The 15,040-nt window shown below is 72.2% G+C and carries 14 protein-coding genes; 9 read left to right on the forward strand and 5 right to left on the reverse strand.

Annotated elements, in window-relative coordinates; translation table 11 throughout:
* Window positions 1-145 precede the first annotated feature (145 nt).
* From JWP64_RS08425 to JWP64_RS08440, 4 genes are read left to right on the forward strand one after another with little or no spacing between them, the layout of a single operon-like run.
* A complete protein-coding gene (locus JWP64_RS08425; protein ID WP_297494201.1) occupies window positions 146-1,297 on the forward strand; it encodes an ABC transporter substrate-binding protein in 1,152 nt (383 codons plus the stop codon).
* A gap of 4 nt (window positions 1,298-1,301) precedes the next feature.
* Window positions 1,302-2,204, forward strand: coding sequence for an ABC transporter permease subunit (locus JWP64_RS08430; protein WP_297494203.1), 903 nt, complete (start codon window positions 1,302-1,304; stop codon window positions 2,202-2,204).
* On the forward strand, window positions 2,201-2,986 hold the full coding sequence (locus tag JWP64_RS08435) for an ABC transporter permease subunit (protein WP_297494205.1): 786 nt from the start codon (window positions 2,201-2,203) through the stop codon (window positions 2,984-2,986). Before JWP64_RS08430 ends, JWP64_RS08435 begins: the two co-directional genes overlap by 4 nt.
* Window positions 2,987-3,017: 31 nt before the next feature.
* On the forward strand, window positions 3,018-4,022 hold the full coding sequence (locus JWP64_RS08440) for an ABC transporter ATP-binding protein (protein ID WP_297494207.1): 1,005 nt from the start codon (window positions 3,018-3,020) through the stop codon (window positions 4,020-4,022).
* 37 nt (window positions 4,023-4,059) lie between these two features.
* Here JWP64_RS08440 and JWP64_RS08445 read toward each other — a convergent pair whose 3' ends face one another.
* The gene (locus JWP64_RS08445; protein ID WP_297494209.1) at window positions 4,060-5,034 is read right to left on the reverse strand and encodes a YafY family protein; all 975 of its coding nucleotides are present in this window, start codon (window positions 5,032-5,034) and stop codon (window positions 4,060-4,062) included.
* 62 nt (window positions 5,035-5,096) lie between these two features.
* Between JWP64_RS08445 and JWP64_RS08450 the strand changes: the two genes are divergently transcribed.
* The 3 genes from JWP64_RS08450 (at window position 5,097) to JWP64_RS08460 (ending at window position 8,730) form a co-directional block, all read left to right on the forward strand.
* A complete protein-coding gene (locus JWP64_RS08450; RefSeq protein ID WP_297494211.1) occupies window positions 5,097-5,621 on the forward strand; it encodes a DinB family protein in 525 nt (174 codons plus the stop codon).
* A gap of 52 nt (window positions 5,622-5,673) precedes the next feature.
* A complete protein-coding gene (locus JWP64_RS08455) occupies window positions 5,674-7,203 on the forward strand; it encodes an ATP-dependent DNA ligase (protein WP_297494213.1) in 1,530 nt (509 codons plus the stop codon).
* A gap of 96 nt (window positions 7,204-7,299) precedes the next feature.
* Window positions 7,300-8,730 carry a GuaB1 family IMP dehydrogenase-related protein gene (locus JWP64_RS08460; protein WP_297494215.1) on the forward strand — a complete coding sequence of 477 codons (1,431 nt, stop codon included), beginning with the start codon at window positions 7,300-7,302 and terminating at the stop codon, window positions 8,728-8,730.
* An 83-nt stretch (window positions 8,731-8,813) separates the two neighbouring features.
* Here the strand turns inward: JWP64_RS08460 and JWP64_RS08465 are convergent, their stop codons facing one another.
* From JWP64_RS08465 to JWP64_RS08475, 3 genes are all read right to left on the reverse strand, one after another.
* Window positions 8,814-9,107 carry a hypothetical protein gene (locus JWP64_RS08465; protein ID WP_297494217.1) on the reverse strand — a complete coding sequence of 98 codons (294 nt, stop codon included), beginning with the start codon at window positions 9,105-9,107 and terminating at the stop codon, window positions 8,814-8,816.
* Window positions 9,108-9,728: 621 nt separating this feature from the next.
* Complete coding sequence (locus JWP64_RS08470; protein ID WP_297494268.1) at window positions 9,729-11,012, reverse strand: PhoH family protein; 1,284 nt, start codon at window positions 11,010-11,012, stop codon at window positions 9,729-9,731.
* Between the two features lie 332 nt (window positions 11,013-11,344).
* Complete coding sequence (locus JWP64_RS08475; RefSeq protein WP_297494219.1) at window positions 11,345-12,646, reverse strand: DUF885 domain-containing protein; 1,302 nt, start codon at window positions 12,644-12,646, stop codon at window positions 11,345-11,347.
* A 305-nt stretch (window positions 12,647-12,951) separates the two neighbouring features.
* On the opposite strand from JWP64_RS08475, the gene JWP64_RS08480 reads away from it, so the two are divergent.
* Window positions 12,952-13,332, forward strand: coding sequence for a hypothetical protein (locus JWP64_RS08480; RefSeq protein WP_297494221.1), 381 nt, complete (start codon window positions 12,952-12,954; stop codon window positions 13,330-13,332).
* A 302-nt stretch (window positions 13,333-13,634) separates the two neighbouring features.
* Window positions 13,635-14,003 carry a hypothetical protein gene (locus tag JWP64_RS08485; protein ID WP_297494223.1) on the forward strand — a complete coding sequence of 123 codons (369 nt, stop codon included), beginning with the start codon at window positions 13,635-13,637 and terminating at the stop codon, window positions 14,001-14,003.
* 115 nt (window positions 14,004-14,118) lie between these two features.
* Here JWP64_RS08485 and JWP64_RS08490 read toward each other — a convergent pair whose 3' ends face one another.
* Window positions 14,119-14,880, reverse strand: a complete 762-nt coding sequence (locus JWP64_RS08490) for an isoprenyl transferase (protein WP_297494270.1) — start codon at window positions 14,878-14,880, stop codon at window positions 14,119-14,121.
* Window positions 14,881-15,040: the final 160 nt, after the last annotated feature.

Here is a 15,040-nt window from a genome sequence, read left to right on the forward strand (position 1 = left end):
CCACGTGCCGCCCTCCGGAACGTTCGTTCCGTGACCCGTGCGTGACCGAACTTGTCGCACCGCGCGGCTAGATTCCCCGATCAGGGGAGATCGACAGCTCCCGCACCTGCGCTCCCCAGCGCACCGTTCTCGAGGAGAACCGCACATGATCAGATCGCCGCACCGGAGTCGTCGGGTCCTCGTGACCGCCGCGGTCGGGGCAGTCGTGGCGCTGGGCGCCGCGGGCTGCGTGAGCTCCGGAGGCTCGTCCTCCTCGGCCTCGGGCGGCAACGCCTGGGCCACCGCCACGTCGGCCCAGGCCGGCGGCGGGACGGACGCGCTGGTCGCGGCGGCCAAGGCGGAGGGCACGCTGAACGTCATCGCGCTGCCCCCGGACTGGGCCAACTACGGGAACATCATCAAGGGCTTCTCGGACAAGTACGGCATCAAGGTCGACTCGGCGAACCCGGACGGCTCCAGCCAGGACGAGATCAACGCGGTCAAGCAGCTCGGTACCCAGGACCGCGCGCCGGACGTGCTGGACCTCGGCCAGTCCTTCGCCCTCGGCAACGTGGACCTCTACGCCCCCTACAAGGTCGCCACGTTCGACTCGATCCCGGCCGCCAACAAGGACGCGAACGGCGCCTGGGTGAACGACTACGGCGGCTACATCTCGATCGGCTGCAACTCCACGCTGGTCCCGGTCTGCCCGACGAGCTTCGCGGACCTGGCCAAGCCGGAGTACGCGGGCAAGGTCGCGCTCAACGGGGACCCGACCCAGGCCGCGTCGGCGTTCGCCTCGGTGTGGGCGGGTGCGCTGGCCAACGGCGGCTCGCTGGACGACATCACCCCCGGCGTGACCTTCTGGGGCTCCGTCGCGAAGAGCGGCAACCTGCTGAAGGTGGACCCGAACTCCGCCACGATCCAGAGCGGCCAGACGCCGATCGTGCTGGACTGGGACTACCTCAACGTCGCCGAGACCGAGAAGAACAAGGCCTCGTTCGACTGGAAGGTCGCGGTCCCGACGGACGGGCTGTTCGCCCAGTACTACGCGCAGGCGATCAACAAGAACGCTCCGCACCCGGCCGCCGCCCGGCTCTGGCAGGAGTTCCTCTACTCGGACGAGGGCCAGAACCTGTGGCTCGCCGGCAAGGCCCGGCCCATCCGGCTGGAGGCCATGACCGCCGGGGGCACCGCGGACAAGGCGCTGCTCGCGGCGCTTCCGCCCGTCTCCGGTGAGGCACGGTTCCCGACGCAGGCGCAGACGGACGCGGCGAACAAGGTGGTGGCCCAGAACTGGGCGACCGCGACGTCCTGACGCCGTGACCTCGCTCCTCGAGCAGCCGGCCGCACCGAAGGAGACCGTGCGGCCGGCCCGGAACTGGCGGGCCGGGCTGGGACTGTTGCCCTTCGCGGCCTATCTGCTGGTGTTCCTCGGCGGGCCGCTCTACTTCGTGATCACCGGGGCGCTCACGGACTCCGGCGGCCGACCGACGTTCGCGAACGTCCTGGCCTCGATCACCGAGCCGCAGTATCGCCTGGCCTTCGCGTCCAGCCTGCTGCTGTCCGCGGTGACCGCGCTGATCGGCGCCGTCTTCGGGGTCTTCCTCGCCCAGGCGGTGATCACCAGCCGGCCGGGCAGCCCGCTGCGCCGCATCGTGTCGACGGCGTCCGGGGTGCTCGCGTACTTCGGCGGGGTGCCGCTGGCGTTCGCGTTCATCGGCGCCCTCGGCCAGACCGGGCTCGCCACGCTCTTCCTGCGCGGCGTCGGGATCGACCTCTACGCGGCGGGCTTCCGGATCGACTCGCTCACCGGCCTGGGCCTGACCTACGTCTACTTCCAGATCCCGCTCATGGTCATCCTCATCACCCCGGCGCTGGAGGGCCTGCTGCCGCAGTGGCGGGAGGCCGCGGAGAACCTCGGCGCGTCCGCCTGGTCGTACTGGCGGCACATCGCGCTGCCGGTGCTCGCGCCCGCGCTCGGAGGAGCCACGCTGGTGCTCTTCGGCAACGCCTTCGCCGCGTACGCCACGGCGCTCGCCCTGACCAGCGGCTCCATCCCGCTGGTCACCACGTCGATCGCCTCGGCCCTGTCCGGCAACGTGCTGGCCGGCCAGCAGAACGTCGGGCTCGCGCTCGGCCTGGACATGGTCGTGGTGATCGGGATCGTGATGGTCGGGTACCTGCTGCTGCAGCGGCGCGCGGCGAAGTGGACGTCGCGATGACGCGGGGCAGGCGCTGGCGTGTCGTCGTCTTCGTGATCGCGGCGATCTACTTCCTGGTGCCGCTGGTCGCCGCGGGCGAGTTCAGCCTGCGCAAGCCCGGCGGCGGCTACGGGTTCGCCAACTACCTCGCGATCGCCACGGACCCGGTGCTGCTCAACGCGCTGCTGGTGTCCCTGGAGATCGCGGTGGTCACCGCGGTGCTCGTGCTGATCCTGGTGATCCCGACGGCGGTGTGGGTCCGGTTGCGCCTCCCCGCGGTCGCCGGGCTGCTGGAGAGCGCGACGATCCTGCCGATCGTGGTGCCGCCGGTCGTCATGGCGGCGGGCATCGCGTTCGTCCAGGCCAACCTGGACGCGCCGGTGTTCCGGTCGCTGTTCTCGTCGTCGATCACCGCGCTGACGCCGTTCTACGTGGTCCTGGCCCTGCCGTTCGCCTACCGCGCGATCGACAACGGGCTGGCCGCGATCCCGTTGCGCACGCTCGTCGAGGCGGCCCGCAACCTCGGGGCCGGGTGGGCGTCGGCGCTGCTGCGGGTGGTCCTCCCGGCCATCCGGAGCGCCGTGCTGGGCTCGGCGTTCCTCACGCTGGCGCTGGTCCTCGGTGAGATCGTGATCGCCCGGATCCTGCTCTACACGGACACCTTCCCGATCGCGGTCGTGGACGTCGGGCGCAGCGTCGCCGGCGTCTCGGTCGCCCTGACCCTGGCCAGCCTGCTGCTGACCTGGGTGCTGCTGCTGGCGGTCTCGTTCGCCGGCGGCCGCCGCACGAGCCGGACCTCATGACCGACGATCTCTCTCCCGCGGAGGCGGAATCATGACCGACGTGATCGCTGCCGACACCTCCAGCGAGACCGACCGCGGGACCACCGTCGAGTTCCGGGGCGTCCAGCGCGCCTACGGCTCCTCGCTGGCGCTCGACGGGCTGGACCTGACCCTGCACGCCGGGGAGCTGCTCGCGCTGCTCGGCCCGTCCGGCTGCGGGAAGACCACCGCGCTGCGGCTGCTCGCGGGTTTCGACACGCCCACCGCGGGCGAGATCCTGATCGGCGGCAAGGACGTCACCGGCGTCCCGGCGTCGAAGCGGGACGCCGGGATGGTGTTCCAGGCCTACTCGCTCTTCCCCACGATGACCGCCGCGGAGAACGTGGCGTTCGGGATGCGGATGCGGAAGGTCGGCGCGGCGGAGCGGAAGCGGCGTGCGGACGAGCTGCTCGAGCTGGTCGGGCTGGGCAGCCGGGGCGGGTCGTACCCGCACGAGATGTCCGGCGGCCAGCAGCAGCGGGTGGCACTGGCCCGGGCCCTGGCTATCAGGCCGTCGGTGCTGCTGCTGGACGAGCCCCTCTCGGCGCTCGACGCGCGGGTGCGCGTGCAGCTGCGGGACGAGATCCGGCGGCTGCAGCTCGCCGAGGGCATCACCACGCTGTTCGTGACGCACGACCAGTCCGAGGCGCTGGCCGTCGCGGACCGGGTGGCGGTGCTCAACGCCGGGCACATGGAGCAGATCGGTCCGCCGGAGGAGGTCTACTCGCGGCCCGCGACGCCGTTCGTCGCCGAGTTCGTCGGGGTGATGAACGAGGTCCCGGTCGACGGAGGCCGGATCGTGGCCGGCGCGTCGGAGACGAAGCAGGTCCGGCCGGAGGGCCTCGCCGTCGGCGGTTCGGCCGGCCTGCCGGGAACGGTGCTGACCAGCACGTTCCTCGGCCCCGTGACCCGGCTGGTCGTGAGCACGGAGGCCGGCGAGTTCACCGTGGACGTGGTCAGCCGGCCCGGCCTGCCCGGCATCGGGGAGCCCACCACCGTCTCGATCATCCGCGGTTGACGCCGCCCGTGCGCGAAAATCGTCGCCAGGGCGACGATTACCGCGCACGACCTGCGGTCGCGCGGCCGAACCGGTCGCCCCACTCCCGGATCCGGTCCACGAGCTCCGGCGGCGAGCGCACCTCGAACTCCGCGCCCACGCCGCCGAGGGCGAAGACCGGCCAGTCCAGGTCGTCCGCCTGCATCCGCAGCAGGCAACTCCTCTCGTCGACCTCCTCGATCGTGGCCCAGCGCCCGACCTGGGCGCGGACCGCCTCCGCGGGCGCGCGGACGAGCGCCTCGACGTCGTGCGTGGAGGTCACGTTCCGGATCCCGGCCCGGACGAACTCGGCGGCGTCCGAGGTCGGGAGCGTGCGGGGCAGGAAGCGGGCGCCGGTGCGGCGCGGGCCGGTGAGCCGGTCCAGCCGGAAGCTGCGCCAGTCGTGGCGCTGCAGGTCGTAGGCCACGAGGTACCAGCGGCGGCCGAGCGGGACCAGCCGGTGGGGTTCGACGAGGCGCTCCGCGGGGTCGCGGTCCCGGGCGGTGTAGCCGAACTCGAGGCGCTCGTCGTCCCGGCAGGCCTGGGCGACCGTGATCAGCACGTCCGGGTCCACCGCCGGCGCCGGGTTCGTCCCGGCCCAGGTCACGGGCACGGTGACGGCCCGCAGCGCGTCCACCCGGCGGTGCAGCCGCGGCGGCATCACCTGCACGACCTTCGTCAGCGCGCGGACCGCGGACTCCTCGATGCCGGCGATCGCGCCCTGCGTCGCAGCCTGCATCCCGACGGCGAGCGCGACGGCCTCCTCGTCGTCGACGACCAGCGGGGGCAGCGCGGCGCCCGCCGCCAGCTGGTATCCCCCGTCGACCCCGCGGGTGGCCTCGACGGGATAGCCGAGCTCACGGAGCCGGTCGACGTCGCGGCGCAGCGTACGGGTGGAGACCTCGAGCCTTCCCGCCAGCTCGCCACCGGGCCAGTACCGGTGGGTCTGCAGCAGGGACAGCAGCCGCAGCGTCCGGGAGCTCGTGTTCGCCATGTTCTTCATTCTGGCGGCAATTGAGGACAGGAACTGACCGGAGAGACTTCTATCGTTTCCTCATGACGACGACGGAGAACACCCCGACCCTCACCGGCGAGCGCGCGGACATCCTGGAGGCGCTGACCCAGCAGCGCTACTTCCTGCGTCACACCACCCAGGGCCTGACGGACGCGCAGGCCGCGGCGCGGACCACGGTCAGCGAGCTCTGCCTGGGCGGCCTGATCAAGCACGTCGCGCTGGTCGAGCGGGCGTGGGTGGACTTCATCCTCGAGGGGACGTCGGCGATGGAGGCCGACCAGAACTCGTCGACGGAGCACGCCCTCGGCTTCCGGATGTTGCCGGGGGAGACCCTGGCGGGGCTCCTCGCGGAGTACGAAGAGGTCGCGCGGCGCACGGACGAGGTGCTCGCGACCCTCCCCGACCTGGACGTGTCGCACGCGCTGCCCGAGGCCCCCTGGTTCGAGCCGGGCGCGCGGCGCTCCGCCCGCCGGGTGTTCCTCGGCATCCTCGCCGAGACGGCCCAGCACGCCGGGCACTCGGACATCCTGCGGGAGGCGATCGACGGGCAGAAGTCGATGGGCTGATCTCCGCGAGCTCGACGGGAAACTGTCGGGGCTCGCTGTCAGGATGGTTCCCGTGCTGCTCACCAGGGTCGTCGACACCTCCGCCGCGGTCGGCGCCACCCGCTCCCGCAAGGAGAAGACGACGGCGCTGGCCGCCCTGCTGCGGCTCGCCGAGCCGGACGAGGTGGAGCCCACCACCGCGTGGCTCGCGGGCGAACCCCGGCAGGGCCGGATCGGCGCCGGCTGGCGCACCCTCTCCGGCCTGGTCACGGACCCGGCGGACGAGCCGTCGCTGACCGTCGCCGGGGTGGATCAGACCCTCACCGAGCTGGCCGGGACATCCGGTGCGGGCTCCACGCGGCGGCGCAGGGAACTGCTGGGCGAGCTGTTCGGCGCCGCCACCGAGGCGGAGCAGACGTTCCTCGTCCGGCTGCTCACCGGCGAGCTGCGGCAGGGCGCGCTGGAGGGTGTGATGCTCGAGGCGATCGCCGCAGCGGCGGAGGTCCCGGCCGCCAGTGTGCGGCGGGCGTTCATGCTGTCCGGCCGGTTGCCCGGCACCGCGGTCATCGCGCTGAGCGGTGGGGTCGAGGCTCTCGACGCCGCGCGGCTGGAGGTCGGGCGGCCCCTGCGGCCCATGCTCGCCAGCCCCGGGTCGTCGCTCGACGCGTCGCTGGAGTCGCTGGGCACGGACGTCACCGTCGAGTTCAAGCTGGACGGCGCACGCATCCAGGTCCACCGGGACGGCGACGAGGTGCGGGTCTGGACGCGCACTCTGCGGGAGATCACGGACGGCGTACCCGAGCTCGTCGAGCAGGTGCGGAGCCTGCCCTGCCGCTCCGCGGTGCTCGACGGCGAGACCCTCGCGCTCGACGACGACGGCCGCCCGCGCCCCTTCCAGGACACCATGAGCAGGTTCGGCAGCGACGCCACGGAGGAGCAGGCCCTGTTGAGCCCGTTCTTCTTCGATCTCCTGCACCTCGACGGCACGGACCTGCTCGACGAACCGCTGCAGGTGCGCCTGGACGCCCTCGCCGGGCTGCTCGCCGCCCCCGAGCACGCGCCCCTTCGCATGCCGGGCGTCTGCAGGCCCACCTCCGAGCAGGCCGCGACCGTGCTGGACGACGCGCTGTCGGCCGGGCACGAGGGCGTCGTCGTCAAGGCGCTGGACGCCCCGTACGCGGCCGGGCGCCGCGGCAAGGCGTGGCAGAAGGTCAAGCCCGTGCACACCTTGGACCTGGTGGTCCTCGGCGCGGAGTGGGGCTACGGCCGGCGCACGGGCTCGCTGTCCAACATCCACCTCGGTGCCCGGGACCCGGACGGCGGCGAGCCGATCATGGTGGGCAAGACGTTCAAGGGCATGACGGACGAGCTGCTCGCGTGGCAGACCAGGACGTTCCCCGAGTACGCCAGCGAGGAGTCCCCGGGGGCGGTGATGCTGCGCCCCGAGCTCGTCGTCGAGATCGCGTTGGACGGCGCGCAACGCAGCGTCCGCTACCCCGGCGGCGTCGCGCTCCGGTTCGCCCGGGTCCTGCGCTACCGCCCGGACAAGACCCCGGGCGAGGCGGACACGATCGACGCGGTGCGGGCCCTCCTCGCCGAGTGAGCCGCGGGCTGCTGACCTGCGCACACGCCCCTGAGAGCGTCGTGGCGCCGCGAACGGGTGGGCTGCGCCGCGATCAGCGCGTACCCTCCACTCCTCGTGCGCTTCCTCGACGGCCAACGGCCCGCGACCGACCTCACCTACGACGACGTCTTCCTCGTCCCGGGACGGTCGACCGTCGCCTCCCGCTTCGACGTGGACCTCACGACCGCGGACGGCACGGTGCCGGTCGTCGCGGCCAACATGACCGCGGTCGCCGGGCGGCGGATGGCAGAGACCCTCGCCCGCCGTGGCGCCCTGACCGTCCTCCCCCAGGACGTCGCGCCGCAGGCCGTCGCGGAGATCGTCGCGTGGATCAAGTCCCGGCACGCCGTCTGGGACACCCCGCTCGTGCTGCGCACCGGGGACGCCGTCGCGGACGCGCTGAACCTGCTGCCGAAGCGCGCGCACGGCACGGTCGTGGTGGTCGACGACGGCGGGCGCCCGGTCGGCACGGTCGACGAGGCTGTCTGCTCGGGGGTCGACCGCTTCACCCGGCTCTCCGAGGTCCTCGACGGCGCGCCGGTCATGCTGCCGCTGGACACCGCGCCGCGGGACGTCTTCGAGGCGCTCGGCGGCCGCGGCGTCGCGCTCGGCCTCGGCTCCGACGGCCGGCTCGCCGGGCTGCTCACCGCGCTCGGCGCGATCCGCGCCGGGATCTACGCCCCCACCCTCGACGCCCATGGCCGGCTGCGGACCGCCGCGGCGATCGGGATCAACGGCGACGTGCCGACGAAGGCGAAGGCGCTGCTCGCCGCGGGGGTCGACGTGCTCGTCGTCGACACCGCACACGGGCACCAGGACAAGATGCTCGACGCCCTGCGCGCCGTCCGCGCGGTGGTGCGCGACGCCGGTTCCACCGTCCCGATCGCCGCGGGCAACGTCGTCACGGCGGAAGGTGTGCACGACCTGGCCGAGGCGGGCGCGGACGTGATCAAGGTCGGCGTCGGCCCCGGCGCCATGTGCACGACGCGGATGATGACCGGCGTCGGCCGCCCGCAGTTCTCCGCGGTGCTCGAGTGCGCCGCGGCCGGGCGCGAGCACGGCGTGCGCATCTGGGCCGACGGCGGGGTGCGGCATCCGCGGGACGTCGCGTTGGCACTGGCCGCGGGCGCGTCGTCCGTGATGATCGGGTCCTGGCTGGCCGGGACGTACGAGTCCCCGGGCGACCTGCTGCGCGACGAGAACGGCCGCGCCTACAAGGAGTCCTTCGGGATGGCGTCGAAGCGCGCCGTCAGCGCCCGTACCAGAGGCGACGGAGGCTTCGACCAGGCCCGCAAGGGCCTGTTCGAGGAGGGCATCTCCAGCTCGCGGCAGCTGCTGGACCCGGCCCGCCCGGGCGTCGAGGACGTGCTCGACGGCATCTGCGCCGGGGTCCGCTCCGCCGCCACCTACGCCGGCGCCCGCAACCTCGACGAGCTCCACGAGCGCGCGGTGGTGGGGGTGCAGACCATGGCGGGTTTCACCGAGGGCACGCCGCACGGCCTGTAGGGCCCGTTGATCTTCACGAACGGCACTTTCGCTCAGACCTGGCGAGCAAAGGTGCCGTTCGTGCAAGGGGAGGCGCACCCGACTCACAGCCGAGAGAGCGCCGTCCCCGACGGGCGGGGGCGGAGCGCGGCATGAGCGTGGGTCCGGCGCAGCTCTTCGACGACCTGCGCGCCCCTGCGCCGAAGCGTCTGCGGAAGGCCGTGCACCACGACGATCCCGTGCGCGGTCATCCGAGAGTGACGCTCGACCGTCGCCTCGTAGTCGGCCGGTCCCAGATGGAATTCCCGGGAGTCGATCTCCCACGCCATCCCGACGGCGTCGAACCAGGCGTCGGCCTCCGCCACCGAGCGCACGCCCACGGCGAGCTCTCGGAGCACGGACCGGGGTATCGCGGAACCACGGTCGCTGCCGTCCTCGAGCTCTCCCTGGAGCCAACGGTGCAACGTCCGGTCTGGACCACCTCGGCCAGCGCGGCCCGGACCTCGTTCCGGGCCCGGGATCGGCGGACGAAGTCGAGCACCGCGCGCTCGACGGGTGCCAGCCGCCTGCGTCCGGGCCGGTCAGGATTGAATCGGGCCCGGCATAGAGCAATGCCGCGCGACGCCGATCGTCACGGGTGGGCGGGCCGTTCCAGAGGCCGACGATCCCCGGGAGCAGCGATCGCCACGGGCCGCCGGGCCGGCAACGTTCGTGGGTCGTGCGCCGCGGGATGCGAGCACTTCGAGCGTCCGCACGTGCCCGATCGTCGCGCCGCACAGCGCGGCGACCTGGTCCGGAGCGAGAGCGCAGACTCGTCGAGGTATGCCTGGATGCTCCGCCGCCACAACCCCGCGACGGGGAAGGCGCCGCGGGCTGTGGACGGCGAAGCAGCGATGTGGACAACTCGCCGCTGCTGACGCGGCCCACCGCGAGGAAGTCGGCCCCGGTATGCACGAACGGCACTCTCGCTCACTAGGTCTGAGCGAAAGTGCCGATCGCGGGAGATCAACCAGGGACCACTACGCGTTCGGACCCTCCAGCATCTCCGTCACCAGGGCCGCGATCGGGCTGCGCTCGGACCGGGTCAGGGTGACGTGGGCGAAGAGCGGGTGGCCCTTCAGCTTCTCGATCACCGCGGCGATGCCGTCGTGCCGGCCCACCCGCAGGTTGTCCCGCTGCGCGACGTCGTGCGTCAGGACCACACGGCTCGCGGTGCCGAGCCGCGAGAGCACCGTGAGCAGGACGTTGCGCTCCAGGGACTGCGCCTCGTCGACGATCACGAACGTGTCGTGCAGGGAGCGCCCGCGGATGTGGGTCAGCGGGAGCACCTCGAGCATCCCGCGGGAGATGATCTCGTCCAGGATGTTCTGGCTGACCAGGGCGCCGAGGGTGTCGAAGACGGCCTGGGCCCAGGGGCCCATCTTCTCGCTCTCGCTACCCGGCAGGTAGCCGAGCTCCTGCCCGCCGACGGCGTAGAGCGGCCGGAACACCACGATCTTGCGGTGCTGCTGGCGCTCCATGACGGCCTCGAGGCCGGCCAGCAGCGCGAGCGCCGACTTCCCGGTACCGGCCCGGCCACCGAGGGAGACGATGCCGACGTCCGGATCCAGGAGCAGGTCCAGGGCGACCCGCTGCTCCGCGGAGCGGCCGTGCAGACCGAACGCCTCCCGGTCCCCGCGGACCAGCTTGACCTGCTTGTCCGCCGTAACCCGGCCGAGCGCGGCGGACGAGCCGCCGAGCAGCCTGATCCCGGTGTTGCAGGGGAGCTCGCGGGCTTCCTCGTGGTCCAGGACGCCGTCCTGGAAGAGCGTGTCGACGTCGTCGGCGCGCACCTCCAGGTCCACCATCCCGGTCCAGCCCGACGGGACCACGTCCTGGCCGTGGTACTCGTCGGCGGGGAGTCCGACCGCCGCGGCCTTCACCCGCAGCGGCATGTCCTTGGTGACAAGCACGACCTCCCGGGTGGGCCCGTAGTCCGCGCGCAGGTTGAGCGCGCAGGCGAGGATCCGGCTGTCGTTGCTGTCGGTCCGGAAACCGGCCGGCAGCACCATCGGGTCGCTGTGGTTCAGCTCGACGTGGAGCGTTCCGCCGGCGTCCCCGATCGGGACGGGCGCGTCGAGCCTGCCGTGCTTGATGCGCAGCTCGTCGAGCTGACGCAGCGCCGCGCGGGCGAACCACCCGAGTTCCGGGTGGTGCCGCTTGCCCTCGAGCTCAGAGATGACCACGAGCGGAAGGACGACCTGGTGCTCGTCGAACCGGGTCAGCGACCACGGGTCGGACAACAGCACGGAGGTGTCGAGCACGTAGCAGCAGGCGCCCTGGGAAACGGGTGCGGTGCTCTCCTGAACCGGGGCCGTACGACGATCGGTCACGGGTGCTCCCTCGTGAGCGCGGCACCACGCCCACTTCTCCGGTGGGCCGGCGGCCCTGGCGCAGGTGTGCCGACCGCGTCTCGCAACGCTGCCGGCACGCCCGCAAGGGCCGGATGCCGGCCCTCTCGGGTGCTTTGAAACACCACGTCCAGGGCCTCCCCGGGCGATGCGATCGGCACGCACCGCCACGGCGAACGCTACTAGCGGTTACCCGGGTGCGGTCAACTGTTACTTCGGCGCGCCCGACGGGGTGGCGCCGAGAATTAACAGAACGGCCTACCGTTCATCGTGTGATCGACACCGCCTGTCGTCGTCGCGGGGTCGAGGACGACCCGGTCGGCCGCCACCCGTCCGGCGGCGGCGGGTCCGGACGTCCGGAGATCCCGGCGCAGCCCCGAGGGGACGAGCGGCTCGTCGAGCAACCGGGCCAGGCGCGTGGCGGGATCCCCGGGGCCGCAACGGAGCCAGGCGCGGACGAGCGGGAAGCCCTCGACGTAGGTCGCGGTGTACGTGCGCCACTGCGGGTGGGTCAGGAAGGTGAGCATCCGGCGGGCCCGGGACTCGTCGACCAGCATCCACCGGCAGAGGTGCGCGAGGACGTCGTCCGGTCCCGCGCCGCGCTCGTGGATCATCGTGGCGGCGTCCAGCCGGACCCGGTGCAGCGGCACCATCGCCTCGTCGACGCGCCGGGCCAGCTCACCGTCCGTGCGCACCCCGACCCCGGCCAGCACGGACGCCGCCCAGCCGCCCCACTCCTCGCCGACCACCGCGGCGAGACCGGCGTCCGCCGCCCCCTCGACGACGAGCGCGCGCGGGCTGCGGGCGAGGCTCACCGCACGCTCGGGCCGGGCGGTGGCGACCGCGTCGCGCCGGCAGTGCTCCGTGTGGTGTCCCGGATAGATCTCGTGGGCGACCAGCAGGGCGAGCTGCCCGGCCCGCACCCGCACGTCGGCGGCGAAGCGGACCCGGGAACGGGCGTGGCCGAGGTAGCGGGTGAACCCGGTCCAGGGGCGCCCGGTGACCAGCTCGACGTCGGCGGCCTCGCCCTCCGGCAGCCCGATCCGCGCGGCGGTCCGCTCCCGCAACGCCGCCACCAGCGCTGCGACGGCCGGACCGAGCCGCTCCGGCGGCAGCTCGTCACCGTGGCGATAGGCGGCGACCCGGCCGGCCAGCGAACCCGGGCCGCGCAGCAGGCCGTCGAGGTCGCGGTGGGCGTCGCGGTAGACGTCCGGGTCGCCGGCGACGACCGGCACGCCGAACGTCTGCTCGACGGCCTCCCGGAACGAGACAGGCTCCCCGGCCAACGCGCGGGCGGCGTGCTCCAGCGCCCCGAGCTCCGCGGCGATGAACTCCTCCCGGGCGGGGGCGAGATGCACCTCGGGGAGCTCGGCCCGGAGCCTGCGCGCAGTTTCGACCAGCTCGGACGCCGAAGGTGCAGTTTCGACCAGGACGTGCCGTCGGAGCGCCGGGTCCCCGGTGAACGCCTCGACCGTGCCGGGGACCGCGCGATCGAGCCGCAACGCCAGGAGTGCGACGTCACGCAGGATCGGGGACGCGCGCCTCATCAGCGGACGATACCGCCCGAAACCCACGCCCGAAGGGCCGAACGGATACGGCCCCGGACGGGTGTTTTGTGACCACTCTCCGTCGAGGGCCTGCCAGGTTGATCACTCACCCGGATGGGTCAAATGCACTCGATAGGTGACGTATCCTTGCCTCTTGTAAGCGGTTCACACGATGGTGGTACGCGATTTGGTGTAAGCGGGAATAGCGGTCTAGCTTTCTCCTCAGTCAGCGCGGGCTCCCCGGTCGGACGCTGACTCGAAAGGTGCCGGCCCAGCCGGTTCCACATGACTTACAGGAGAGAACTGTGCTGAAGAAGGCTGGAATTGTCGTGGCCGCCGCTGCCGCGTCCCTGCTCGCGGTGAGCCCGCTCGCCTTCGCCGGTGAGAAGGGCCACGACGACAAGGGCCACCACGAGAGCAGCATCTCGGGCTCGGACTTCGCCTCGAAGGACGGCAAGGGCATCGTCAACGTCTCCGGCAACAACGCCAACGTGCCGGTGCAGGTCTGCAACAACAACGTCCCGGTCAACGTCCTGGGCGTCCAGGTGCCGGTCGAGGACGCCACCGCCGGCGTCACCGGTGCGCTGGGCCTGCTCGGCGACGCCAAGAACACCGGCAAGACCGCCACCGACAACTCGGACAACTGCGCCCAGAAGTCCGGCGCGGGCGACACCGTCGGCCAGTGACACCTCGCAGCTGACCCGCTCAGCTGAGTGAAGAAGGCGCCGGACATCATGTCCGGCGCCTTTTTCATGCTCGCGGACCGCACGCGACGCGTTCACAGATCAATTTCGGTAACCGCCGAAAATATCCGATCGGGTGCGTAACCTTTGTTCCGAAATTCTGGTCACACGATAGTGGTCAACGATTTTCGTCGAGGGCTTCGGTCCGATAAATTCAGCACCAGTCAGCGCGGGCTCCCCGCTAACAGCGCTGACCCGAAAGGTGCACCGGCTCGCCGGTCCCACATGACTTACAGGAGATCACTGTGCTGAAGAAGGCTGGAATCGTCTTCGCCGCCGCCGCTGCGACGCTCGTCGCCGTGTCCCCGCTCGCGTTCGCGAGCGAGGGTCACGGACACGGGGACACGAAGATCGAGCACTCCGACTTCGCCTCGAAGGACGGCAAGGGCCTCGTCAACGTCTCCGGCAACAACGCCAACGTGCCGGTTCAGGCCTGCAACAACAACGTCCCGGTCAACGTCCTGGGCGTCCAGGTGCCGGTCGAGGACCTCACCGCCGGCCTCACCGGTGCGCTGGGCCTGCTGGGCAACGCCGAGAACACCGGCAAGACCGTGACCGACAACTCGGACAACTGCGCCCAGGAGACGGGTGCGGGCGACGCGCTCGACCAGTGAGACTAGCTGGTTGGTGAGCTTCACGCTCTGAGGAGACGGCGTCGACCCTGCGGGGTCGGCGCCGTCTTCGTGTCGGAGGGCCGGCAGGGGAGCGCGTCTCCGCCGGGGCCCGTGCTCAGCCGCCGAAGCGGCGGTGGCGGGCCGCGTAGTCCCGCAGCGCTCGCAGGAAATCCACCTTGCGGAACTCGGGCCAGTAGGCCTCGGTGAACCAGAACTCCGAGTGCGCGGACTGCCAGAGCAGGAAGCCGGACAGCCGCTGCTCCCCCGACGTGCGGATCACCAGGTCGGGGTCCGGCTGGCCGGACGTGTAGAGGTGGGCGGCGATGTGGTCCACGTCCAGGACCTCCGCGAGCTCCTCGATCGACGTCCCGGACTCGGCGTGCTGCATCAGCAGCTTGCGCACCGCGTCCGCGATCTCCTGCCGGCCGCCGTAGCCGACCGCCACGTTGACCTGCAGCCCCGTGCGGCCGACCGTGCGCTCGACCGCGGCGGACAGCCGTTCGGCCATCGCCCGCGGGAGCAGTTCCAGCGCCCCGACGACGCGGAGCTGCCACGGCCGCGTCGGCCCGCTCAGCTCGTCGACGACCGTCGTGATGATCTCGAGCAGCGGCTCGAGCTCCTCGGCCGGACGGTCCAGGTTGTCCGTGGAGAGCAGGAACAGGGTCGCGACCTCCACGCCGGCCTCGCCGCACCACTCGAGCATGTCCGAGATCTTCGCGGCGCCGGCCCGGTGACCGTCGTTGACGTCGACGAGCCCGGCGTCGCGCGCCCAGCGGCGGTTCCCGTCGAGGATCAGAGCCACGTGCCGAGGCCGCTCGGCACCGGTCAGCCGACGGCCGAGCCTGCGCTCGTACGCCGCGTACAGCAGGTCACGCACGCCCACGGCGAAGGAGCCTACGCCCGCGCGTCCGGCTCGCCCCCGCGGAGGCGGCTGGTCACCCTGCGGAAGCGTGGCGTTCATCCCCGGACGCCGCCGCCGTCACTGCCGGTGCCGTACTCTCGGCGACGTGACCGCCCGGACTGTCGCGGCGCAGCCA

This window comes from Pseudonocardia sp. (genome assembly GCF_025465255.1).
GTDB lineage: Bacteria > Actinomycetota > Actinomycetes > Mycobacteriales > Pseudonocardiaceae > Pseudonocardia.